Annotated in this window: 19 protein-coding genes; 6 read left to right on the forward strand and 13 right to left on the reverse strand. The window is 71.8% G+C overall.

The window, feature by feature from the left end:
- Positions 1-28 precede the first annotated feature (28 nt).
- Positions 29-1,390 carry an MBL fold metallo-hydrolase gene (locus AB0O21_RS15190; protein WP_365171133.1) on the forward strand — a complete coding sequence of 454 codons (1,362 nt, stop codon included), beginning with the start codon at positions 29-31 and terminating at the stop codon, positions 1,388-1,390.
- A 21-nt stretch (positions 1,391-1,411) separates the two neighbouring features.
- Positions 1,412-2,263: a sulfurtransferase gene (locus AB0O21_RS15195; protein ID WP_365171135.1), complete on the forward strand. Its 852-nt coding sequence runs from the start codon at positions 1,412-1,414 to the stop codon at positions 2,261-2,263.
- A gap of 21 nt (positions 2,264-2,284) precedes the next feature.
- Here the strand turns inward: AB0O21_RS15195 and AB0O21_RS15200 are convergent, their stop codons facing one another.
- Positions 2,285-3,367, reverse strand: coding sequence for a serine protease (locus AB0O21_RS15200; protein ID WP_365171137.1), 1,083 nt, complete (start codon positions 3,365-3,367; stop codon positions 2,285-2,287).
- 45 nt (positions 3,368-3,412) lie between these two features.
- Positions 3,413-4,378, reverse strand: coding sequence for a hypothetical protein (locus AB0O21_RS15205; protein ID WP_365171139.1), 966 nt, complete (start codon positions 4,376-4,378; stop codon positions 3,413-3,415).
- A gap of 164 nt (positions 4,379-4,542) precedes the next feature.
- Here AB0O21_RS15205 and AB0O21_RS15210 point away from each other — a divergent pair, with 164 nt between their 5' ends.
- Positions 4,543-6,630: a SpoIIE family protein phosphatase gene (locus AB0O21_RS15210; protein WP_365171141.1), complete on the forward strand. Its 2,088-nt coding sequence runs from the start codon at positions 4,543-4,545 to the stop codon at positions 6,628-6,630.
- Between the two features lie 43 nt (positions 6,631-6,673).
- Here AB0O21_RS15210 and AB0O21_RS15215 read toward each other — a convergent pair whose 3' ends face one another.
- Both AB0O21_RS15215 and AB0O21_RS15220 read right to left on the reverse strand, forming a co-directional pair.
- Positions 6,674-9,484: a SpoIIE family protein phosphatase gene (locus AB0O21_RS15215; protein ID WP_365171143.1), complete on the reverse strand. Its 2,811-nt coding sequence runs from the start codon at positions 9,482-9,484 to the stop codon at positions 6,674-6,676.
- Positions 9,485-9,650: 166 nt separating this feature from the next.
- Entirely contained in the window at positions 9,651-10,799 is a 1,149-nt protein-coding gene (locus AB0O21_RS15220) for a glycerate kinase (protein ID WP_365171145.1), read from the reverse strand.
- A 144-nt stretch (positions 10,800-10,943) separates the two neighbouring features.
- On the opposite strand from AB0O21_RS15220, the gene AB0O21_RS15225 reads away from it, so the two are divergent.
- From AB0O21_RS15225 to AB0O21_RS15235, 3 genes are read left to right on the forward strand one after another with little or no spacing between them, the layout of a single operon-like run.
- The gene (locus AB0O21_RS15225) at positions 10,944-12,671 is read left to right on the forward strand and encodes a BCCT family transporter (protein ID WP_365171147.1); all 1,728 of its coding nucleotides are present in this window, start codon (positions 10,944-10,946) and stop codon (positions 12,669-12,671) included.
- Between the two features lie 24 nt (positions 12,672-12,695).
- A complete protein-coding gene (locus AB0O21_RS15230) occupies positions 12,696-13,196 on the forward strand; it encodes an NUDIX hydrolase (protein ID WP_365171149.1) in 501 nt (166 codons plus the stop codon).
- 35 nt (positions 13,197-13,231) lie between these two features.
- Positions 13,232-13,660, forward strand: coding sequence for a hypothetical protein (locus AB0O21_RS15235; protein ID WP_365171151.1), 429 nt, complete (start codon positions 13,232-13,234; stop codon positions 13,658-13,660).
- On the opposite strand, the gene AB0O21_RS15240 is transcribed toward AB0O21_RS15235, so the two are convergent.
- From AB0O21_RS15240 to ccrA, 9 genes are all read right to left on the reverse strand, one after another.
- On the reverse strand, positions 13,603-14,181 hold the full coding sequence (locus tag AB0O21_RS15240) for a methylated-DNA--[protein]-cysteine S-methyltransferase (RefSeq protein ID WP_365171153.1): 579 nt from the start codon (positions 14,179-14,181) through the stop codon (positions 13,603-13,605). The two genes, AB0O21_RS15235 and AB0O21_RS15240, sit on opposite strands and share 58 nt — an antisense overlap.
- Positions 14,182-14,195: 14 nt before the next feature.
- Positions 14,196-15,671, reverse strand: a complete 1,476-nt coding sequence (locus AB0O21_RS15245; RefSeq protein ID WP_365171155.1) for an AlkA N-terminal domain-containing protein — start codon at positions 15,669-15,671, stop codon at positions 14,196-14,198.
- 368 nt (positions 15,672-16,039) lie between these two features.
- Positions 16,040-16,897 carry a CDP-diacylglycerol--serine O-phosphatidyltransferase gene (gene pssA / locus AB0O21_RS15250; RefSeq protein WP_365171157.1) on the reverse strand — a complete coding sequence of 286 codons (858 nt, stop codon included), beginning with the start codon at positions 16,895-16,897 and terminating at the stop codon, positions 16,040-16,042.
- Complete coding sequence (locus tag AB0O21_RS15255; RefSeq protein ID WP_030010161.1) at positions 16,890-17,546, reverse strand: phosphatidylserine decarboxylase; 657 nt, start codon at positions 17,544-17,546, stop codon at positions 16,890-16,892. Before AB0O21_RS15255 ends, pssA begins: the two co-directional genes overlap by 8 nt.
- A 186-nt stretch (positions 17,547-17,732) precedes the next feature.
- On the reverse strand, positions 17,733-18,938 hold the full coding sequence (locus tag AB0O21_RS15260; protein WP_328928615.1) for an acyl-CoA dehydrogenase family protein: 1,206 nt from the start codon (positions 18,936-18,938) through the stop codon (positions 17,733-17,735).
- Positions 18,939-18,940: 2 nt separating this feature from the next.
- Positions 18,941-19,453 carry a MaoC family dehydratase gene (locus tag AB0O21_RS15265; RefSeq protein WP_030155134.1) on the reverse strand — a complete coding sequence of 171 codons (513 nt, stop codon included), beginning with the start codon at positions 19,451-19,453 and terminating at the stop codon, positions 18,941-18,943.
- 5 nt (positions 19,454-19,458) lie between these two features.
- On the reverse strand, positions 19,459-20,433 hold the full coding sequence (locus AB0O21_RS15270) for a CoA ester lyase (RefSeq protein ID WP_249768874.1): 975 nt from the start codon (positions 20,431-20,433) through the stop codon (positions 19,459-19,461).
- A complete protein-coding gene (locus AB0O21_RS15275; protein WP_365171161.1) occupies positions 20,430-22,499 on the reverse strand; it encodes a protein meaA in 2,070 nt (689 codons plus the stop codon). Before AB0O21_RS15275 ends, AB0O21_RS15270 begins: the two co-directional genes overlap by 4 nt.
- A gap of 38 nt (positions 22,500-22,537) precedes the next feature.
- A complete protein-coding gene (gene ccrA, locus AB0O21_RS15280) occupies positions 22,538-23,875 on the reverse strand; it encodes a crotonyl-CoA carboxylase/reductase (RefSeq protein ID WP_365171163.1) in 1,338 nt (445 codons plus the stop codon).
- Positions 23,876-24,202 lie beyond the last annotated feature (327 nt).

Consider the following 24,202-nt stretch of genomic DNA (forward strand, 5'->3'; position numbering starts at 1 on the left):
ACACGCCGGTCCCGGGGCGGTGAGGGAAATGAGCGAGATCGAAGTCATGACCACCGCGTCGCTCGGCGACACCAGCTACCTGCTCGTCAGCGGCGACGAGGCAGCCCTGGTCGACCCCCAACGGGACAGCTGGGAACTGCTGGAGTCCTGTACGTCCAGGGGGGTGCGGATCCGGTACGTGCTGGAGACCCACGTGCACAACGACTACGTCTCCGGCGCCCTGGAAGTCCGCGCGGCGACCGGCGCCACCGTGGCCGGCCCGGCCCGCGCACCGTACGCCTTCGACCACCTGCCGCTGGCCGAGGACGACGAGATCTCCGTCGGCGACGTGACCGTGCGGGCCATGGAGACCCCCGGCCACACCGCCGAACACACCTCGTACCTCGTCTTCGACGACGGCGACGGGTCGCCGACCGCCGTCTTCACCGGAGGCAGCCTCCTCGTCGGCACCGCGGGCCGCACCGACCTCTCCGGCCCCGGGCGTACGGAGGAACTCGCGCGGGCCCAGTTCCGCACGCTCCGGCGCCTCGCGCTGCTGCCCGACGCCACCCGGGTGCTGCCCACGCACGGCGCGGGCAGCTCCTGTGCGGCCGGCCCGGCGGCGGGCGAGCGGACCAGCACCGTGGGCGCGGAGCGGCGCACCAACCCCGCGCTGACCGGCGGCGACGAGGCGGAGTTCGTACAAGGGCGGCTGATGGGGCTGCCGCCGTACCCCGCCTACTACCACCACATGGCGCCGATCAACCGGAAGGGGCCCCGCGTGCTCGGCGGCCCGCCCGCCCTCCGGCCGCTCACCCCGGCCGTGGTGGAAGGGCTGGCCGGGGGCGGCGCGCAGGTCGTCGACGGGCGCGGGCGCGCCGAGTTCGCGGCCGCCCACCTGCCCGACTCGCTCTGCGACGAGCTCGACGAGCGCTTCGCTGCCCTGGTCGGCGAGATCGTGCCCTTCGGCACCCGCCTGGTCCTGGTGCTGCCGCAGCCGGAGGAGGACGCCGCCCGCGAGGCGGTGACCCAGCTCCTGCGGATCGGCTACGAGGACATCGCCGGCTACCTGGCGGGAGGCGTCGGCGCCTGGGCCGCCGCCGGCCGCCCGCTGCGCTCCTTCCGCACCGCGGACGTCTCCGAACTGGCCGGGCACCTCGACGGCCGGCGGGTGCTCGACGTCCGACCGCAGAGTCCGGCGGGCCCGGAGGACTCCGTCCCCGGCACGCTCCGCGTACCGCTCGCCGAACTGCCCCACCGGATCGGCGAGGTGCCCCGGGACGGGGAGCTCTGGGTGGTGTGCGGCAGCGGCCGCCGGGCGACGATCGCGGCCGGGCTGCTCGACCGCGCGGGGATCCCCGTGACGGCGGTGATCCGGGGCGGAGCACGTGAACTGATGGCACAGGCATGACGACGACGAGAGGAGCGGATCATGAGCGGCAACGGATACGCCCATCCGGAGACACTGGTCGACACCGAGTGGCTGGCCGCGCACCTGGACGACGGGACGGTACGCGTCATCGACGTGGACGAGGACACCACCGCCTACGAGCAGGGCCACATACCCGGCGCCGTGGGCTGGAACTGGACCACCGACCTGCACGCCCCCGTGGGGCGGGACTACCTGGACCGCGAGGCTCTCGGGCGGCTGCTCGCCGAGGCGGGAGTCGGCTACGACACCACGGTGATCCTCTACGGCGGCAACAACAACTGGTTCGCCGCGTACGCCTACTGGATCCTGCGGCTGCGCGGGTTCAACCGGGTCAAGCTGCTCGACGGCGGCCGCAAGAAGTGGGAGCTGGAGAGCCGGGAGATGACACTGGACGTCCGGCGGTACGAGCGCACCGACTTCACGGTGACGGGTCAGGAGAACCCGCAGTTCCGCGCGCTGCGCCCCGAGGTGCTGGAGAACGTGGGCCACGGGATCCACATGGTCGACGTCCGCTCGCCCGAGGAGTACCGGGGCGAGAAGCTGGCGCCCCCGCACCTCCCGCAGGAACAGGCCCAGGTGCCCGGGCACATCCCCGGTGCGGCCAACGTCCCCTGGGCGCAGGCGGCCAACGACGACGGCACCTTCAAGTCCGCCGACGAGCTGCGGATGCTGTACCTGGGCAAGGGCATCACGCCCGACCGGGAGGTCATCGCCTACTGCCGCATCGGCGAGCGCTCCTCGCACACCTGGTTCGCGCTCCACGAACTGCTCGGCTACCCGGACGTCAAGAACTACGACGGCTCCTGGACCGAGTACGGCTCCCTGGTCGGCGCCCCCGTCGCCCTGGGCTGAGCCGGCCGGCGGCCGCCGTCCTCACACCCAGTTGACCTCCGCCCGCTCCAGCAGCGGGTCGTCCGTCAGCTCGAACAGCGGCACCGCGTAGTTGGCGGAGCCGAACCTCCCGCCGAAGTGCAGGCCGAGCACCCGGTGGTCGGCGAGGTCGAAGACGGGGGAGCCGCTGTTGCCGCCGAGGGTGGAGCAGTCGTGGGTCATCGTGAACCCGGCCCCGGCCCCGTCTTCCTCGGGGAGGAGGGCGGTCGCCGTGCCCGGCTGGAGCCGCTTCACGTTGTAGACGTCCATGAAGATGCGGCTCATGGCCGCCGGTTCGCCCCGCCGCCCGTCCGCCGCCGGGTAGCCGACGACGTACACGGGCCGGCCGGCCAGATCCGGCGGCGCGTCGGCCGCGAGCGCGAGCGGGGAGGGCAGCTCGCCCCCGCCGCTGCTCGCCGGGGAGACCCGCAGCAGCGCCATGTCGACGTCCTGGTGCATGCCGAGCACCTCGGTGACGTCGAACTCGAACGAGCCGTCGGCGGCGGGCGCCCCCAGTTCCTCCGCGGTGTCGATCCGCGCGCCCATGCCCTGCCGGAAGACGAAACCGCCCGCGCTGTCCGCGCGGGCGAACTCGGCGGCCACGTGCCGGTTGGTCATCACGGCGAACGGCGAGACCAGGAAGCCCGCGCCCAGCCAGTCCAGTTCCGCGTGCCCGGACACCTCCACCCGGCCGACCCGGGCGATCGACTGCCGGATGGCGTCCCGCTGGCCGTCCAGCAGCGCCCAGTCGCCCTGCTGGGCGGCGAAGTCCTGGCCCTGGACGAGAATGGCCGGCCTGCCCTCCAGGAGCACGATCGCCTCGACGCCGAAGTACTCGTCGTCGTCGACGTCGCCCGAGCGCCCCGCGGCCAGCTTCTCCAGCCCGCGCACCCCCGCCCGGAGCACCTTCGCCCGCTCGTCCCGGGCCGCCCGGCCGATCCGCGCGGCCGCCTCCCGCGTGGGCAGTTCCTCCCCGGACTCGGGGACCTCCGCGTCCAGCCGCTCGCGCACCCGCGCCGCGACCTCCAGCAGATCCTCCGTGAAGACCTGCTCGGGCCCGGTCGCCACCGGTGATCCACCGCGCATCTCTCACACCTCCGGTCCCGGTGTGCACCCGCCGAACCGATGGTTTCACCCGCCCCCGCCGGTCGCAAGGCGGCCGAACAGGGCCCTGACCTGGCTGCGGACGGGCTCGCAGGCCAGGTACTGGCGGATGCCGTGGTGGTTGTCGCTGTCGTTGCGCACCAGATGGTCGGTGACGAGGGCGGGCGGACCGTACTCGGGCCGCAGCCAGTGGTCGAGCGCCACCAGGTCCCGCAGGTCCGAGGCGTTGCACCAGGCCGCCACCCCCGCCGGTACCGCCGTGGGCCGGGCGAGGAGGTCCTGGATCTCGGTGATGCCGAGCGGGCAGCCCACCGTGACGAACAGGCTGACGTCCCGGCGCGCCTCGCGCAGCACCTCGTACGCGACGATCGAGCCGAGGCTGTGCCCGACCACGACCAGCGGCCCCTCGCCCACGTCCGCCAGCTCGGCGCGCACGACGTCCCGCATGGCCTCGCCGAGCCCGCCGAAGAAGTACGCGTGGACGTCCTTGAAGGTGTGGCCGACCAGCTTCTCGAAGACCGGCGAACGCAGGAAGCCCGGCAGCGGCAGTGCCTCGCGCACGTCCGCCGGGGCCCGGCCGGCCGGGCCGTCCCACGACCGGTCGAGGGTCTCCGCCGAGTAGGTCATCTTCGCCAGCCACCGGGCCAGCCCCTCGTCGCGGGCCGGCCCCCCGTCGCCGGCCTGCGCCGACCGGCCCCCGGCCGCCGGGCCGGATTCCCGGCGCGCCTCCGCGAGGGTCCGCTCGATGAACTCCTCGGGGGTCCGCGCCGCACCGGCGGCGAGCAGTTCCTCCACCGGGGCCGGGCCGCCGGCCAGGGGGTCGGGCTCGTCGTCCGGCAGCGGGTCCTCGTACCGCAGCGGGGCCCAGTAGGCCATCCGGGAGGCGGACCCCAGGTCCGTACCGAACAGCGTCCTGTCCCACTGGGACTTGAGCAGCTCCTTGCGGACCTTGTTCCCGTTGCCGTGGACGTAGACGATCGTGGCGTCGGTCATGACAGGGACATACCGCATTGGGGGCCTTCTGCCCCGGCGTGCCGCGCCGAGGCACCCGAACAGCGGCCCCGCGCGGGAAGGGCCGCCGGACGCAGAGCCGCGCGCCCAGGCCTCGGATAGGGTGAATCGGTAGGTATCAGGCCCCCCGGGGTGAGGTCGGTGCAGTGGACACGTACCAGTCGACGAGCGAGGTGCCGGACCGGCCGGTGCCGGCCGTCGGGTACGCGGGCGTGCTCCGCGAGCTGCTGCCGATCGCCCTGTGGCGCGAGGACGCCGACGGACGGGTCGTGGAGTGGTCCCTGGCCGCCCAGGAACTGCTCGGCCACCGCCCCGAGGACATCATCGGGCGCATCGGCGCCGAGGTGCTCGTCCCCGAGACCAACCACGAGCTCGCCGGTCAGCTGACCCGGCGCGTCCAGGCCGGTGAGACGGTCATCGGCACCCTGCCCGTGCGCCACCGCGACGGACACCGCGTCCCGATGGAGATGTGGATCGTTCCCGCCGCCGACCCGCAAGGGCGTACGGGGGCCATGCTCGTCGCCGTGGAGACCTCCGAGGTCCTCCACATGCGCGACTCCCTCGCCGCGCTCCAGAGCCTCTTCACCCAGTCGCCCATCGGCCTCGCCACCCTCGGCCCCGACCTGCGCTTCCTCCGGGTCAACGACGCCCTCGCCCGGATGAACGGCGTCCCCGCCGCCGAGCACCTCGGCAGACGCCTCAGCGAGGTCGTACCCGGCGTCAACGCGACCGCGCTGGAGGCGACCATGCGGCAGGTCCTCGACCGCGGCACCGCCGTCGTCGACGTACGCCGCACCGGGCGCACCCCCGCCGACCCCGACCACGACCACACCTGGTCCTGCTCCTACGCCCCCCTGCTCGACGGCTCCGGCCGCCCCCTCGGCCTGATCGCCTCCCTCATCGACATCACCGAGGGCCAGCGCGCCCAGGCCGCCGCCGAACGGGCCCGGCACCGCTTCGCCCTCCTCGCGGAGGCCGGCACGCGCATCGGCAGCACCCTCGACCTGCACCGTACCGCCCAGGAGATCGTGGAGGTCCTGGTACCGCAGCTCGCCGACTCGGCCGACGTCCAGCTGCTGGATTCGGTACTGAACCCCGATGACACGGCCGCCGCCGGCTCCGCCCGGGGCGTCCTGCGCCGACTCGCCGCGACCTTCCCCGAGCCGGACGCGCCCACCGCGAAACTGGCCGCCGGGCAGACCTTCCAGCTGCCCGTCGGGAGCGTGTACGAGCAGGTCATCACCGACGGCCGGCCCATGAACCTGTACGTCTCCGACATCCCCGCGCTGATCACCGACCCCCGCGCGGACGCCCTGCGCGGCTACCTGGCCACCCTCGGCTCCGCCCGGATGGTCCCGCTCGTCGCCCGCGGCAAGGTGCTCGGCGCCGTCGCCGTGACCCGGCTGCGCACCCGCGAGCCCTTCGACGAGGAGGACTGCGTACTCATCGACGAGCTCGTCGCGCGCGCCGCCCTCAACATCGACAACGCCCGCATGTTCACCGCCCAGCGCCGGGCCGCCCTCACCCTCCAGCGCAGCCTCACCAACAGCGCGCTGCCCCGGGTCACCGGCCTCGAACTCACCGGGCGCTACCTGCCCGCCAGCGACCACGACGTCGGCGGCGACTGGTACGACGTCATCCAGCTTCCCGGCGGGCGCACCGGCCTGGTCATCGGCGACGTCATGGGCCACGGCATCCACGCGGCCGCCGTCATGGGCCAGCTGCGCACGGCCGTACGGACCCTCGCCCGCCTCGACGTGCCCCCGGACAAGATGCTGCGCTCCCTCGACGCCGTCGTGGCCGACCTCGGCGAGGACGAGATGGCCACCTGCGTCTACGCCGTGCACGACCCGGCCACCGGCAGCTGCGTGATCGCCCGGGCCGGCCACCCGCCGCCGGCCGTGGTCGCCGCGGACGGGACCATCACCTTCCTCGACGGCCCGCCCGGCACCCCCCTGGGCACGGGCCCCGGCCCCGGTTCGGGGCCGGGCACCGGGGAGTTCCCCACCGAGCAGGTACTGCTGCCCCCCGGGACCCTGCTCGTGCTCTACACCGACGGCCTCATCGAGGCCCGCGACCGGGACCTCGACCAGGGCCTGGACCAGCTCGCGCAGGCCCTGCGCGGCTTCCGGCAGCCACTGGAGGAGCTCTGCGACGGGATCCTGGCCAGACTGCTGCCCGTGGCCCCGCAGGACGACGTGGCGGTCCTGCTGGCCCGCACCTCCCCGCTGTGACCGCTGGGCCGCCTCTTCCGGACCTGGCCGGGGGGCGGGCGCGTCACCAGGCCAGGTCCTCCAGGGCGTCCAGGTCCAGCGGCACCGCCGCCGGCGGCTCCTTGCCCCCGGTCAGCGGCAGCTCCGCCCAGATCACCTTGCCCCGGTCGGTGTAGCGGGTGCCCCACCGCTCGGCGTACTGCGCGACGAGGAACAGCCCGCGCCCGCCCTCGTCGGTGGTCGCCGCGTACCGCAGGTGCGGAGAGGTGCTGCTGCCGTCGGAGACCTCGCAGATCAGGCTGCGGTCGCGCAGCAGGCGCACCCGCACCGGCGCGCTCCCGTGCCGGATGGCGTTGGTGATCAGCTCGCTGAGGATCAGCTCGGTGGTGAAGGAGAGGTCCTCCAGGTCCCACGCGGCGAGCTGCGCGGCGCCCGCGTTGCGCACCCGGGAGACGGCCGAGGCCTCGCCCGGCACCTCCCATTCGGCGATCCGGTCCGCCTCCAGCCGCCGGGTGTCCGCGATCAGCAGGGCGATGTCGTCGCTCGGCACCGGGAACAGCAGCGCGGCCAGCACGTCGGAGCAGGCCTGGTCGGGGCTGCGGCCGGGCTGGGAGAGGGTCTCGCCCAGCAGCCGCAGGCCGCTGTCGAAGTCCCGGTCGCGGTCCTCCACGAGGCCGTCGGTGAAGAGCACGAGCCGGCTCCCCTCGGGCAGCCGCAGCTCGGTGGTCTCGAAGGGCATGCCGCCCACGCCGAGCGGGAGCCCGGCGGGCAGCTCGGGGAACTCCACCCGCCCGTCGGGGCCGACCAGCGCGGGCCCGGGGTGTCCGGCGCTGGCCATCACGCACCGGCTGGAGACCGGGTCGTAGACCGCGTACAGGCAGGTCGCGCCGGTGACCCCGGCCGGCTCGCCCATCCCGTCGCCGTCGCCGTCGCCGTCACCGTCGCCGTCCGCGGGCCGGTCCTCGCCGCCGCCGTTGTCGATCTGGTCGATCCGGTTGATCAGCTCGTCCAGGTGGCCGAGCAGCTCGTCGGGCGGCAGGTCCAGGGTGGAGAAGTTGTGCACGGCGGTCCGCAGCCGTCCCATCGTCGCGGCCGCGTGCACCCCGTGCCCGACGACGTCGCCGACCACCAGGGCCACCCGGGCCCCGGGCAGCGGGATCACGTCGAACCAGTCCCCGCCCACCCCCGCCTTCGCGGGCAGGTAGCGGAAGGCCACGTCCACGGCGCTCAGGTCGGGCAGCACCCGGGGCAGCAGGCTGCGCTGGAGCGTCACGGCCGTCGCGTGCTCCCGGGTGAAGCGGCGGGCGTTGTCGATGGAGACGGCCGCACGGGCCCCCAGCTCCTCGGCGAAGGACAGGTCCTCCTCGTCGAAGGCGTCCGGGGTGTCCGCCGCCCGCCAGAAGTTCGCCATGCCGAGGACCACGCCACGCGCCTGGAGCGGTACGGAGATCAGGGAGTGGAGCCCGTAGTCCAGAGCCACCCGGGTCCCGGCCGTGTCATCGGCCCGCCAGCCCATCGCGGCCTGCAGGTCGCCCGCGAGCACCCCGTGCCCCGCGTCCAGCGCCGCGGCCATCGGGGCGGTCGGCACCACGAACCGGATGACGTCGCCGACCGGCTGGAGCGGGGAGTCGGTCCGCACCCCGGTGATGGCGGCCCGGCGCATCTCCGTGTAGAGGCCCGCGGCCAGCGGCTCGTCACCGCGCAGCACCGGCTCCAGCAGCTCCACCGTGACGAAGTCCGCGAAGCGGGGGACGGCCACCTCGGACAGCTCCTCCGCGGTGCGCACCACGTCCAGGGTGGTCCCGATCCGCACCCCCGCGTCGTACAGCAGCTGGAGCCTGCTGCGGGCCTCCTCGGCCCGCCCGGAGAGGGCGGCGAGCTCGGTGGAGTCGCGCAGGGTCATGACGGTGCCGGAGGGCTCGCCGGAGAACGCCTTGGTGGGCCGTACGTTGACGGCGAGCAGCCGGTCGCCCGCCCGGTGCACCTCGTCCGTCGCCGCCCGCCCGGAGGCCAGCAGCTCGGCGATCTGCGGGTCCAGGCCGAGGTCGGCCACGTGCCGTCCCTCGGCGTCGGGCGCCAGGTCGAGGAGGCGGCGGGCCTCGTCGTTGGCGAGGGCGAGCCGGTGGTCGGCGCCGATGATCAGCACGCCCTCGCGGACGGCGTGCAGGACGGCCTCGTGGTGCTCGTTCATCCGGGTCATCTCGGCGGCGCCCAGCCCGCGGGTCTGGCGCCGCAGCCGCCGGCTGACCAGGGCCGCGCCGACCGTGCCGAGCAGCAGGGCGCCGGCCGCCGCGCCGAGCAGCAGCGGCAGCTGGTCCTCGACCACGTCGGACACGTTCTCCACCTCGATGCCGGTGCCCACCAGCCCGATCACGGCCCCGCTGGCGTCCCGCACCGGGACGACCGCGCGGACGGCGTCGCTGGGCTCGCCCCGGAACGTCTCGGTGAAGGACTCCCCGGCGGCGGCGCGGGCGATGTCACCGACCGCGCGCTGCCCGATCAGCTCGGGCCGCGAGTCGGTGTAGCGGATCCCGTCCGTGGTCATCACGGCGATGAAGTCCACGCCCGAAGCCACCCGGGCGGCATCGGCCAGCGGCTGGAGCGCGGCGGTCGGATCGGCCGACTTCAGGGCGGCCGGGAGGCCGGGGGCGTGCGCGAAGGCCTCGGCGGCGGCGAGGGAGCGGTCGCCGGCGTTGCGTTCGCTGTCGTACCGGGCCTGGACCACCAGCGCCAGCGCGGCGGCGGCGATCAGCAGCAGCACGATCACCGCCTGGAGGGCGAAGACCTGACCGGCGACGCTGTGCGCCCACTGGGACAGGCGCGCGAACAGGCGCGAGCCCCACCCGGTCGGCTGGCGACCAAAACGTCCGGTCATGAGCCCTTTCTAACACTGTCGCGGGGGTTTGGAGCGGCCGCTGCGGCAACGGAGGCCCCATAGCGGAAACGCCGGCGGGGCTGAGGCGCGCGTAGCGCAAACTCAGCCCCGCCGGCGTTTGAGGCGCGGGGTCCGGGGCGGAGCCCCGGCAACGGCGCCGCAGCCGTCAGAGAACGTCGGCGGCGATGTTCTCCGCGACGCGCTCCAGCAGGGGACCCGCGTTCGGGATGGACTTGGCCGGGTCGGGCTCCAGGTCCGTCAGGGGGTACGCCTTGCGGATGCCCGCGGCCTCCAGGGCCTCCTGGCCCAGCAGCAGACGACCGCAGACCGCCACCACCGGCTTGCCCGCGGCACGCGCCGCCGCGGCGACGCCGGCCGGGGCCTTGCCGTGCAGGGTCTGCTCGTCCAGCGAGCCCTCACCCGTAATGACCAGCGTGGCCCGCTCCAGCGCCGGCGCGAAGCCCAGCACCTCCAGCATCAGCTCGATGCCGGGACGGAAGCTCGCACCGAGCAGCAGGGCCCCGTAGCCGATGCCGCCCGCGCCGCCCGCGCCCGGGGAGGCCGCGAGCTCGGCGGCCTTCGTGCCGATCGACTTCTCCAGCACCACCGCGAAGTGCGCCAGCGCCGCGTCGAGCGTCGCCACGTCCTGCGGCGTCGCACCCTTCTGCGGACCGTAGACCGCCGCGCAGCCCTTCGGGCCGGTCAGCGGGTTGTCCACGTCGCTGGCCAGCACGAAGTCGACCTCCGCGAAGCGCGGGTCGATCCCCGACAGGTCGGCCGAGGCCAGCCCGGCCAGCGCGCCGCCGCCCGGACCGACCGGTTCGCCGTTCGCGTCCAGGAACACCGCGCCCAGCGCGGCCAGCATGCCGGCGCCGCCGTCGGTGGTGGCGCTGCCGCCCACGCCGAAGACGATCGAGCGGGCGCCCGCGTCCAGCGCGGCCTTCAGCACCTCGCCCGAGCCGTACGTGGTGGCGGTCAGCGGGGCGAAGGTGCCCGCCGGCAGCAGCTGGAGCCCGGAGGCCTCCGCCATCTCGACCACCGCCGTGCCCTCGCGCAGAGCGAAGGCGGCCGTGACCTGGTCGCCGAGGGGCCCGGTGACCCGTACCTCCCGGCGTTCGAAACCGGCCGCCACGGCGGCCGCGACCGTACCGTCGCCGCCGTCCGCGACGGGGAGGGTCTCGATCTCCACGTCCGGTACGGCCTTGCGAAGGCCGGCCGTCACCCGCTCCGCGACCTGAACGGCCGTGAGCGAGCCCTTGAATTTGTCCGCGGCGATGAGCACGCGCGCGGCCTCAGTTACTGCTCCGTCCGTCACCTTGCTTATTCCCTTGCTATCGAACAGTGCAGTCGCGCCTCCATGAGCTTATCCGGAGGATCCTCCTATGCCCATGAGTGGCCTGGGACACACACGGCGCGCCATGCCCCTAAATACGGATATACGCCCGCATAGTGTGGCCGCATGAGCGCGGAATCACTGGAACAGGCACGTCCGGATGCCCCCGCCGGGGGGACCGAGGGTCCCCCGGACGGCACACCCGACCGGCAGGTCGTCACCATCGGGGTGATCGCCGTGCTGGCCGTCGTCGCCTGGGCGGCCCTGGCCAAGGGTTCGTTCGACACGGCGTCGAGCACCGCGCTCGCCTGGGTGCTGGACAACTTCGCCTGGCTGTTCGTGATCGCCGCCGACGTCTTCCTGGTGATGTGCGTCGTGCTCGCCATCAGCCGCTTCGGCCGGATCCGCCTCGGCCGGGACGACTCCGAGCCGGAGTTCACCAACCTCGCGTGGATCGCGATGATGTTCAGCGCCGGCATGGGCATCGGCCTGATGTTCTACGGGGTGGGGGAGCCGCTCACCCACTACCTGAACCCGCCCCCGGCCACCGGGGCCGCCCCCGGCACGGGCGGCGCCGCCCTCGCGGCCATGGAGTACTCCTTCTTCCACTGGACGCTCACCCCGTGGGCGATCTACGGCATCGCCGGCCTCGCCCTCGCCTACGCGACCTTCCGCAAGGGCCGCGGCAACCGCCTCAGCTCCGCCTTCGTGCCCCTGATGGGCGAGGAGCGGGCCAACGGCTGGGCGGGCAAGGCCATCGACCTGCTGGCCGTCTTCGCCACCGTCTTCGGCACCGCGACCAGCCTCGGGCTCGGCGCGCTCCAGGTCTCCAAGGGCCTGGGCATCACCACCGGCATCGAGGACTCGACCTCCGTAGAGCTGATCATCATCGTCTCGCTCTCGGCGGCCTTCGTCCTCTCGGCCTTCTCCGGCCTGCACAAGGGCGTGAAGTGGCTCAGCACCATCAACATCGTGCTCGCCGCCACCCTCATGCTCTTCGTCTTCGTGCTCGGCCCCACCGTCTACGTCCTCGACGTGATCCCCTCCAGCGTCGGCGGCTACCTGCACGACCTGCTGCCGATGGCCAGCCGCACCGGTGCCTTCACCGACTCCGAGTGGCTCGGCGCGTGGACGATCTTCTACTGGGCCTGGTGGCTCTCCTGGGCGCCCTTCGTCGGCACCTTCATCGCCCGCATCTCGCGCGGCCGGACCATCCGCGAGTTCCTCGTCGGCGTGCTGCTCGTCCCCAGCGGGGCCACCGTCATCTGGTTCTGCGTGATGGGCGGCACCGCCATCCGCCTCGACTCCACGGGTGCCGTCGACTTCGCCGCCAAGATCAAGGACGGTACGGAGGCCTCGCTCTTCGCGATGCTGGACGCGCTCCCGCTCGGCACCCTCACCTCCTGGGTCGCCATGCTCCTGGTCATGACCTACTTCGTCACCAGCGCCGACTCGGCGTCCCTGGTGATGGGTTCGCTGACCAGCCGCGGCTCGCTCCACCCGCCCACCTGGCTGGTCGTCACCTGGGGCGTGCTGATGGCCGCCGTCGCCGCGGTCCTGCTCGTCGCGGGCGGCCTGAAGTCCCTGCAGACCGCCACCATCCTGGTCGCGCTGCCGTTCGCCGTCGTGATGCTCGTGCTCTGCTGGGCCCTGCTGAAGGAGCTCCGCGAGGACCCGGGCGCCGGACCCGCCCGCCACCACGCCCTGCACGGGATGCGGGACGCGGTCCGGGCCATGGTCGGCGACGCCATCACCGAACAGGGCCAGGCCCGCCACCCCAGACTCCGCCGCGTCGCAGAATCCAAGGGCCGCGACCGCGAGGACGGCCCGGGCGCGGGGTCCTCGGGGGTGTGAGGCGCTCCCGGATAGGGTGGCGCGGTGACCACCACGGATGACTACGCCACCTACATCGCGAGCCTGCCCAAGGTGCTGGCCGGCGCGGCCGCCCTCTACCGGGACGCCGAGGGCCGGGTGCTGCTCGTCGAGCCCAACTACCGCGAGGGCTGGGCCCTCCCCGGCGGCACCATCGAGTCCGACCGGGGAGAGTCCCCGCGCGCGGCCGCCCGCCGCGAGAGCGCCGAGGAGATCGGCATCGACGTGCCGCTCGGCCGGCTGCTCGCCGTCGACTGGTCGCTGGGCCCGGACCGCCCGCCGCTCGTCGCGTACCTCTACGACGGCGGAGTGCTGGACGCGGCGCAGCTGGCCTCCATCAAGCTCCAGGAGGAAGAGCTGATCTCCTGGAAGCTCGTCGAGCCCGCCGAACTCACCACGTACCTCATCGGATCGCTCGGACCGCGCACCCAGGAGGCCTGCCGGGTCCTGGAATCGGGCGAGGGAGTGGTGGAGCTGGAGAACGGCCGGCGCCCGTCCTCGTCGTAACACGGCGCTTACTTCAGGCAGGACAGAATCAGCTGATGATCACGATGTACGCCTGGCCCAGCACCGCCGACGGGCCCGACGCCCTGCCCATGGTCCACTTCACGACCGACCAGCAGGAAGGCGGGGAGGTCACCCCCGAGGGAACGCCGGTCTGGCTGTTCGACACCGCGATACGCGAGGGCGGCTGGGCCCGGTTCACCGACTTCGAGGGCTGGTCCGTGCCCGCGGCCGGGTGGGAGGCCCTCTACCGCCGCGAGGACGACCTCTTCGCGGTCAGCGGCCCCGGCGCCTGCGAGGGCTGGTACCAGGGCAACCTCGGCGCCGACGCCGACTGGGTGGCGGCGGCCGCCGCCCAGCAGAGCGTGGTCCTCCTCGCCGCCCCCGTCCAGCACCCCTCCCTGTACGGCTACGCCGTGGAGGCGGGCGCCGGGTTCGCGCTGCTGGTCCCGCTGATGGTGGTCTGAGCCACCCCGGCCGCGGAGCCGGCGGCCTCGAACTCCAACAGCCGCACCTTGCGTTCGACGCCGCCGCCGTAGCCGGTCATCCCGCCCGAGGCGCCGATCACGCGGTGGCACGGGACGATGATCCCGACCGGGTTCTTGCCGTTCGCCAGGCCCACCGCGCGCGAGGCGTTCGGCTTGCCCAGGTTGGCCGCGAGCTCGCCGTACGACCACGTCTCGCCGTAGGGGATCCGTACGAGCTGGTCCCAGACGCTGCGCTGGAAGTCCGTGCCCTCCAGCCGCAGCGGCAGGTCGAAGACGGTGAGCTCCCCGGCGAAGTACGCGGCCAACTGCCGCACCACCTCGGGGAACGGCTCCTCCGTGGCGGCGACCCGCTCCCCGAAGGACTCCTCGGCCGGCCGGTGGCGCTGCCCGGTCATGTAGAGGCCGCACAGGACGCCGTCCGCGGCGACCAGGGTCAGCGGACCGTAGGGGCTGTCGACGACGGCGTGCTGCTTGGCGGTCTTGACGGTCTTGACGGTCATGATGACGGTGCTCCTCAGACGGGCAGGTGGTTGATGGGGTGGGCGTCCGTGGCCCACAAGTACTGGACGGCATAAGCCCGCCAGGGCCGCCAGCCGGCCGCCCTGGCGGTCAGCGCGGCGGGGGTGGACGGCAGCCCGAGCCCCTGCGCGGCCCGCCGTACGCCCAGGTCGGACGGAAGGAACGCGTCCGGGTCGCCGAGCGCCCGCATCGCGATCACCTCGGTGGTCCACGGACCGAACCCGGGCAGCGCGTTCAGCCGTACGCGGGCCGCCTCCCAGTCGCTGTCGATGCCGAGCGGAAGCGAACCGTCGGCGAGCGCCGAGACCAGCGTGGTGAGCGTGGCGCGGCGGCTGCGCGGCAGGGCCAGGGACTCCGGATCCAGCCCGGCCAGCGCCTGCGGGGAGGGGAAGAGGTGGGTCAGCCCGCCCAGCGGGTCCTCGACCCGCTCCCCGTGCGCGGTGACCAGCCGGGCCGCGTGCGTGCGCGCCGCCGCCGTGGACACCTGCTGGCCGAGCACCGCCCGTACGGCGAACTCCGCCGCGTCGACGGTACGCGGAACCCGCCGCCCGGGGGCCTTGTCCACGAGCGGGGCCAGCAGCGGGTCGGTGCGCAGCTGCTCGTCGACCGCCTCGGGATCGGCGTCCAGGTCGAGCATCCAGCGGCAGCGGCTGATCGCGATGGTCAGGTCCCGCAGGTCCGTCAGGGCCAGCCGGCAGCCGATGTGGTCGGGACCCGGGGTGAGCGCGACGACCCCGGTCCCGTACGGGAGCCGCAGCGTGCGCCGGTACGCCCCGTCCCGCCACTCCTCCACGCCGGGGACGGCGGTCGCGGCGAGGTGCCCGAAGAGGTTGTCGGGGTTCAGGGGAGCCCGGTAGGGCAGCCGCAGCGCGATCGTGCCGGGGATCCGGGGCTGGTTCCGGTTGGCTTTCTCGGAGCGCTGCCGCAACTCGCTGGGGGAGAGGGCGAAGACCTCGCGGACGGTGTCGTTGAAGGTACGGATCGAGGAGAACCCGGCGGCGAAGGCCACGTCGCCCATCGGGAGCTCGGAGGTCTCGATGAGCAGCCGGGCGGTCTGGGCGCGCTGGGCCCGCGCGAGGGCGAGCGGCCCGGCACCCAGCTCCGCGTTGAGCTGCCGCTCCACCTGCCGGGTGGAGTACCCGAGCCGGGTGGCCAGCCCGGGGACCCCCTCGCGGTCCACCACCCCGTCCTGGATCAGCCGCATCGCGCGTGCGACGGCGTCGGCGCGGGCGTTCCACTCGGGAGACCCGGGGCTGGTGTCGGGCCGGCACCGCTTGCAGGCCCGGAACCCGGCCTGCTGGCAGGCGGCGGCGCTGGGCAGGAAGGTCATGTTCTCGACCTTGGGCGGCACGGCGGGGCAGCTGGGCCGGCAGTAGATCCGGGTGGTCAGGACGGCGGTGAAGAACCAGCCGTCGAAGCGGGCGTCCTTCGACTGCACGGCCCTTACGCAGCGCTCGGTGTCGGTGTGCATGCCCCTAGGATCCCGGCCCCGGTCCCTCCGGGCTGGCGGTTTTCCGACACCAAGCCTACGGGCCTCCAGGCGGGTGCGGCGGGTGCGGTGGAGTGCGCGCGCCCCGCTCCGCTGCTGGGGCTCCGCCCCAGACCCCGCGCCTCAAACGCCGGCGGGGCTGGATGTGGCTGCTGCTGCCTGCCAGGTGCGCCCGCCGAGGAATGACGGCGCCACTGGGCGGAAACCAGCCCCTCCGGCGTTTGAGGAGCGGGGTCTGGGGCGGAGCCCCAGGGGCCCGGGCGCAGCCCGGGGGCGCTTGCGCGGCGGCGCACATGACGAGAGGGCCCCGGATGCCATCGGCATCCGGGGCCCTCTCACACGTACCGAGCTCAGCGCACAGAGGTGGCGCGAGCCTCCCGCCGGTTGTGCCGGAAGGTGTTCGCCCGCCGCGTCGTCGCGAACAGCGGGATCGTCGCCGCCAGAGCGATCTGCAGCGCGCAGCCCGTCTGCAGCAGCAGCTGCCCGCCCGGGGCGTCGAACGCCCACGCCGCCAGCAGACCCATCGCGCCGACGATCCAGCTCAGCATCGCCACCGCGAGGACACCCCGCGGCTTGGGGTACTCGACCCGGCTCACCATCAGCCAGGCCACCCCGATGATCGCCAGCAGCGTCGGGACGAACGGCAGCTCCAGCAGCACGATCGAGACGACCGTCAGCGCGCCGAAGGGGCTCGGCATGCCCTGGAACATGCCGTCCTTCATCGTCACGCAGCTGAATCTCGCCAGGCGGAGCACTACCGCCAGCAACACCACGATCGCGGCCAGTGCCGACATCTTCTGGTGCGCGTCGTCGGCGACCATGCCGTAGACCAGCACGAAGTACGCCGGCGCGAGGCCGAAGCTGATCAGGTCGGACAGGTTGTCCAGCTCGGCGCCCATCGGCGAGCTGCGCAGCTTGCGGGCCACGATCCCGTCGAAGAGGTCGAAGACCGCCGCGAGCAGCATCAGTATCACCGCGGTCGCCGCGCTGTGCCGGGCCATGCCCGACTCGCCGCTGCCGGTGAGGTGCGGGATGAGGATTCCGGTGGTGGTGAAGTACACCGCCATGAATCCGCAGGTCGCGTTGCCGAGGGTGAGGGTGTCCGCTATCGACAGCCGCAGCGAGAGCGGCATGTCGTCCTCGGCGGACTCCTCCTCGGCGGCGGACTCCGGAACCCAGCCTGTGGCAGGAGTCTCAGGGTCAGTCACGGTCAATTCGGGTCACCCCCGCGGTGGTGGCCTGACCGACCTCGACCGCGACTTCGACACCTTCGGGAAGGTAGATGTCGACGCGGGAGCCGAAGCGGATCAGACCGATGCGTTCGCCCTGCTCCACCTTGGTACCGGCCGGCAGGTACGGGACGATGCGTCGCGCGACGGCGCCGGCGATCTGCACCATCTCGATGTCACCGAGCTCGGTGTCGAAGTGCCAGACGACGCGCTCGTTGTTCTCGCTCTCCTTGTTGAACGCCGGGACGAATCCGCCGGGGATGTGCTCCACGGACGTCACCGTGCCCGCGAGGGGCGCGCGGTTGACGTGGACGTTCAGAGGGCTCATGAAGATCGCGACCCGGGTCCGTCCGTCCTTCCACGGCATGATGCTCTGCACCACACCGTCGGCGGGGGAGATGACACGGCCCTGGGCGATCTCACGCTCGGGGTCGCGGAAGAACCACAGCATGCCCGCGGCGAGCGCGGTGGCGGGCACGGCCGCCGCGGCCCAGCGTCCGGACTTGCGGGCCCGGGTGAGGCTGAGTGCCGCGGTGGCGACGGTCGGCAGAAGCCACGGCGATGCTCCGCGCGCGAGGCGTACGCCAAGGAGGCTGTCGCGAGGTGCAGAGGTTTGGCTGTGGGGCATGGATGACCTTCGTAGCGGGTGATTGCCGCGCCGCAAACGGGGGGACGGGACGGCGGCTTTACTGGAATGCTATCGGTTGCGCGCAACAACTGGGCAAGCCAGAAGCCGAGTCGATGGCCGTCAGCCAGTGACCGCAAGTGACACTTCTGCGGCGAATCACTGGATGATTCGCCGCAAAAGGGACTTTCAGCCCTGGAGTCGGTACTCCTCGAGCAGGCGTCGCCCGATGATCATTTTCTGGATCTCGGCAGTACCTTCACCGATCAGCAGCATCGGGGCCTCCCGGTAGAGGCGCTCGATCTCGTACTCCTTCGAGAACCCGTAGCCGCCATGGATACGGAAGGCGTCCTCGACCACCTCTTTGCAGTATTCGGAGGCGAGGTACTTCGCCATCCCTGCTTCGAGGTCGTTTCGTTCCCCGGAGTCCTTTTTGCGTGCTGCATTGACCATCATCGCATGGGCGGCTTCGACCTTGGTAGCCATCTCGGCCAGCTTGAACTGGATCGCCTGGTGTTCGGCGATGGCCTTGCCGAAAGTGTGACGTTGCTGGGCATACGAGACACCCAGCTCGAACGCACGCTGAGCGACGCCGCAGCCACGCGCCGCCACGTTGACGCGGCCGACCTCGACCCCGTCCATCATTTGGTAAAACCCTCGGCCCGTCTGGCCGCCGAGTACCCGATTGGCCGGAATGCGCAGTCCGTCCATGATGAGTTCGGTCGTGTCGACGCCCTTGTAACCCATCTTGTCGATCTTGCCCGGGATGGTCAGGCCCGGACGGACCTCCCCGAAGCCCGGCTCCTTCTCGACGAGGAAGGTCGTCATCGACTTGTGGGGCGCCGTGCCCTCCGGGTGTCCTTCGTCACTTCGGACGAGAACGGCCACCAGCGTCGAGGATCCGCCGTTCGTCAGCCACATCTTCTGGCCGTTCAGGACGTACTCGTCGCCGTCCTTCACCGCCTTCGACGTGATGGCCGACACATCGGAGCCCAGCCCCGGCTCGGACATCGAGAACGCGCCGCGCACCTCGCCCAGCGCCATGCGGGGGAGGAAGTAGTCCTTCTGCTCCTGCGTGCCGTGCTGCTTGAGCATGTACGCCACGATGAAGTGGGTGTTGATGATGCCCGAGACGGACATCCAGCCGCGGGCTATCTCCTCGACGCACAGCGCGTAGGTGAGAAGGGACTCACCCAGGCCGCCGTACTCCTCGGGGATCATCAGGCCGAAGAGGCCGAGCTCCTTGAGGCCGTCGACGATGTCCTGCGGGTACTCGTCGCGGTGCTCCAGCTCGGTCGCGACCGGGATGATCTCCTTGTCGACGAATTCGCGGACGGTCTTGAGGATCTCCCGCTGGACGTCGGTCAGCCCGGCGGTCTGGGCGAGTCGGGCCATGGCTACTTCCCCTGTTCCTTCAGCTGCGGGCGGCCGGGCTGCTCGCCGCCGCGCTCCTTGATGTACGTCTCGGTCGGGACCATCACCTTGCGCCGGAAGACGCAGACGAGGGTGCCGTCCTGCTTGTAGCCCTTGGTCTCGACGTAGACGATGCCGCGGTCGTTCTTCGACTTCGACGGGGTCTTGTCGAGGACCGTGGTCTCGCCGTAGATCGTGTCGCCGTGGAAGGTCGGCGCCACGTGCCGGAGGGACTCGATCTCCAGGTTGGCGATGGCCTTCCCGGAGACGTCCGGGACGGACATGCCCAGCAGCAGCGAGTAGATGTAGTTGCCCACGACGACGTTCTTGCCGAAGTCGGTCGTGTTCTCCGCGTAATTGCTGTCCATGTGCAGCGGGTGGTGGTTCATGGTCAGCAGGCAGAAGAGGTGGTCGTCGTACTCGGTGACCGTCTTTCCCGGCCAGTGCTTGTAGACCGCGCCGACCTCGAACTCTTCGTAAGTGCGTCCGAACTGCATGCTGCTCAGGCCTCCGGGATTTCGAACTTGCTGGTGCGCTGCATGCCCGCGGCACGGCCCTTGCCCGCGATGACCAGGGCCATCTTGCGGCTGGCCTCGTCGATCATCTCGTCGCCGAGCATCGCGGAGCCCTTCTTGCCGCCGGCCTCCGAGGTGCACCAGTCGTAGGCGTCGAGGATCAGCTCGGCGTGGTCGTAGTCCTCCTGGGAGGGGGAGAAGACCTCGTTGGCCGCGTCGACCTGGCCCGGGTGCAGCACCCACTTGCCGTCGAAGCCCAGCGCCGCCGCGCGCCCCGCCACCTCGCGGTAGGCGTCCACGTCGCGGATCTGGAGGAAGGGGCCGTCGATCGCCTGGAGGTTGTGCATGCGGGCCGCCATCAGGATCCGCATCAGGATGTAGTGGTAGGCGTCCGCACCGTAGCCGGGCGGCTGCATGCCCACGACCAGGGACTTCATGTTGATCGAGGCCATGAAGTCGGCCGGGCCGAAGATGATGGTCTCCAGGCGGGGCGAGGCGGCGGCGATCTCGTCGACGTTCACCAGGCCCTTCGCGTTCTCGATCTGCGCCTCGATGCCGATCTTGCCGACCTCGAAGCCCATCGTCTTCTCGATCTGGGTCAGGAGCAGGTCGAGGGCGACGACCTGCTGGGCGTCCTGGACCTTCGGCAGCATGATGCAGTCGAGGTTCTGGCCGGCGCCCTCGACGACCGTGATGACGTCGCGGTACGTCCAGTGGGTCGTCCAGTCGTTGACGCGCACGACGCGGGTCTTGCCCGTCCAGTCGCCGTTGTTCAGCGCGTCCACGATGGTGTGGCGGGCGCCTTCCTTGGCGAGCGGAGCGCAGGCGTCCTCCAGGTCGAGGAAGACCTGGTCGGCCGGCAGGCCCTGGGCCTTCTCGAGGAACCGCGGGTTCGAGCCGGGCACCGCGAGGCAGGAGCGACGCGGGCGAAGGCGGTTCACCGGGTGGACTGGCGTGGTCATGCGGGGACCTCCGTGCTTGCAACGATGTCGAGAGGGTGGAGCTTGTTGGCCTTGCGGATCTCGTCGACGATACGGCCGATGATCTCCGTGATGCCGAAGTCCTTCGGGGTGAAGACGGCGGCGACCCCGGCCGCCTTCAGCGCCACGGCGTCGGCGTTCGGAATGATGCCTCCGACGATGACGGGGATGTCTCCCGCCCCCGCCAGGCGGAGGCGTTCGAGGACATCCGGGACGAGTGCGCTGTGCGAGCCGGACAGGATGGACAGTCCCACGCAGTGCACGTCCTCGGCCAGTGCCGCCGAGGAGATCTCCTCGGGTGTCAGCCGGATGCCCTGGTAGACCACCTCGAAGCCCGCGTCGCGGGCCCGGACGGCGATCTGCTCGGCGCCGTTGGAGTGCCCGTCCAGGCCGGGCTTGCCGACCAGCAGGCGCAGCCGGCCCGAGCCGAGCTCGTCGGCCGTGCGGGAGACCTTCTCGCGGACCTCGTGCATCGGCGTGCCGGGCTCCGCGGTGACCGCCACCGGCGCCGAGGAGACCCCGGTCGGGGCGCGGAACTCGCCGAACACCTCGCGCAGCGCGCTCGCCCACTCGCCGGTGGTGACGCCCGCCCGGGCGCACTCCAGGGTGGCCTCCATCAGGTTCTCCGTGCCGGCGGCGGCCTCCTTGAGGCGCTCCAGGGCCTGCCGGGTGGTGGGGAAGACGAACGGGTCGCCGTTCCCCTGCCGGTCCGAGGACTCCTCGCGCTCGGCGCGCCAGCGGCCGATGCGCTCGACGGTGAGCGCCTCCACCGCCCCGTCCACCGTCATGATGGCGCCGTCCAGGTCGGCGGTGAGCGGGTTCTCCTCGGTCTGCTGGAAGCAGTTGACGCCGACGATCTTGTCCTCGCCGGCCTCGATCCGGGCGCGGCGCTCGGCGTGCGAGGAGACCAGCTGGGACTTCAGGTACCCGGACTCGACGGCGGCCATGGCGCCGCCCATCTCCTGGATCCGGTCGATCTCGGCCAGGCAGTCGGCGACCAGGGAGTCGACTTTGGCCTCGATGACGTGGGAGCCGGCGAAGATGTCCTCGTACTCCAGCAGGTCGCTCTCGTGGGCGAGGACCTGCTGGATGCGCAGCGACCACTGCTGGTCCCAGGGCCGGGGCAGGCCCAGCGCCTCGTTCCAGGCGGGCAGCTGCACGGCGCGGGCGCGGGCGTCCTTGGAGAGGGTGACCGCCAGCATCTCGAGGACGATGCGCTGGACGTTGTTCTCCGGCTGCGCCTCGGTCAGGCCGAGGGAGTTGACCTGGACGCCGTAGCGGAAGCGGCGCTGCTTGGCGTTCTCGATGCCGTAGCGCTCCTTGGTGACCTGGTCCCAGATGCGGCCGAAGGCGCGCATCTTGCACATCTCCTCGATGAAGCGGACGCCCGCGTTCACGAAGAAGGAGATGCGGGCGACGACCTCGCCGAAGCGCTCCTCGGGCACCTGCCCCGAGTCGCGCACCGAGTCCAGGACGGCGATCGCCGTCGACATCGCGTACGAGATCTCCTGGACCGGCGTGGCCCCGGCCTCCTGCAGGTGGTAGCTGCAGATGTTGATCGGGTTCCACTTCGGGATGTGGTTGACCGTGTACGCGATCATGTCCGTCGTCAGGCGGAGCGAGGGACCGGGCGGGAAGACGTGCGTCCCGCGCGAGAGGTACTCCTTGACGATGTCGTTCTGGGTGGTGCCCTGGAGCTGGGAGATGTCCGCGCCCTGCTCCTCGGCGGCCACCTGGTAGAGCGCCAGCAGCCACATGGCGGTGGCGTTGATCGTCATCGAGGTGTTCATCTGCTCCAGGGGTATGTCCTGGAACAGCCGCCGCATGTCGCCGAGGTGGGAGACCGGGACCCCGACCCGGCCGACCTCGCCGCGGGCGAGGATGTGGTCGGGGTCGTAGCCGGTCTGCGTCGGGAGGTCGAACGCGACCGACAGGCCGGTCTGGCCCTTGGCGAGGTTGCGGCGGTACAGCTCGTTGGACGCCTCGGCCGTGGAGTGGCCGGCGTACGTCCGCATGAGCCACGGACGGTCCTTCTGGCGCTCTGTCATCTCAGGCGATCCTTATGGCCTTTGAGTGGACTTCAGACTCAGACGTTGCGGAAGCGGTTGATCGCGTCGAGGTGCTGGGCGCGCATCTCGTGGTCGCGGACGCCGAGGCCCTCCTCGGGGGCGAGCGCGAGGACGCCGACCTTGCCCTGGTGGAGGTTGCGGTGGACGTCGTAGGCGGCCTGGCCGGTCTCCTCCAGGGAGTAGACCTTCGACAGGGTGGGGTGGATCTTGCCCTTGGCGATCAGGCGGTTGGCCTCCCACGCCTCGCGGTAGTTGGCGAAGTGCGAGCCGACGATCTTCTTCAGCGACATCCACAGGTAGCGGTTGTCGTACTGGTGCATGTAGCCCGAGGTCGAGGCGCAGGTGGTGATGGTGCCGCCCTTGCGGGTGACGTAGACCGAGGCGCCGAAGGTCTCGCGGCCCGGGTGCTCGAAGACGATGTCGATGTCCTCGCCGCCGGTCAGCTCGCGGATCTTGGAGCCGAAGCGCTTCCACTCGCGCGGGTCCTGGGTGTTCTCGTCCTTCCAGAACTTGTAGCCCTCGGCGTTGCGGTCGATGACCGCGGTGGCGCCCATGGAGCGGCAGATGTCGGCCTTCTCCGGGGAGGAGACGACACAGATCGGGTTGGCGCCGCCGGCCAGTGCGAACTGGGTGGCGTAGGAGCCGAGGCCGCCGCTGGCGCCCCAGATCAGGACGTTGTCGCCCTGCTTCATGCCGGCGCCGTTGTTGGAGACCAGCTGGCGGTAGGCGGTGGAGTTGACCAGGCCGGGGGAGGCGGCCTCCTCCCAGCTCAGGTGGGCCGGCTTCGGCATCAGCTGGTTCGACTTGACGAGCGCGATCTCCGCCAGGCCGCCGAAGTTGGTCTCGAAGCCCCAGATGCGCTGCTCGGGGTCGAGCATCGTGTCGTTGTGGCCGTCCGAGGACTCAAGCTCGACCGAGAGGCAGTGCGCGACGACCTCGTCGCCCGGGTTCCAGGCGTTGACGCCGGGGCCGGTGCGCAGGACGACGCCCGCGAGGTCGGAGCCGATGACGTGGTACGGGAGGTCGTGGCGCTTGGTGAGCTCCGACAGGCGCCCGTAGCGCTCCAGGAAGTTGAAGGTGGACACCGGCTCGAAGATCGAGGTCCACACCGAGTTGTAGTTGACCGAGGAGGCCATGACGGCCACCAGGGCCTCGCCCGGGCCCAGCTCCGGCACCGGGACCTGGTCCAGGTGCAGGGACTTGCGCGGGTCCTTCTCGCGGGTGGTGAGCCCGGCGAACATCTCCGCCTCGTCCTTGTGCACGGTGATCGCGCGGTACGAGTCGGGGAGCGGCAGGGCCGCGAAATCGGCGGCGGTGGCGGACTGCGACTGAATCGCGTCCAGGATGTCCTTCACGGTAGAGCCTCCGGCTAGCGCTGATGAGGGTGCGCTGAGTTGAGCGGGGGGTGCGTAAAGCGTGTGGGTGTGCCGTCGGTCCGGCTGAGCGGTGGTGCGGCGCCGCCCGTGGTGGGGCGTGCGGGGGCCTGGTGACGCAGGCATCCGGGGCGCGGTTCGTGCCGAGTGGGCGTGTTCCGCGGGGACGTCCGGACGAGATTCAACGTATGGCACCCCGTGTCACTCAGCAAGGCACCGCGTGCCAAAACTTTCTCTCATTTGCCGATTGACCTGCGCGGATGAGCGATGATCGATCAGAGTTACCCGTGAGTAGGGGCAAGCCGGACA

Source organism: Streptomyces sp. NPDC091371 (genome assembly GCF_040684275.1).
Lineage (GTDB): Bacteria > Actinomycetota > Actinomycetes > Streptomycetales > Streptomycetaceae > Streptomyces.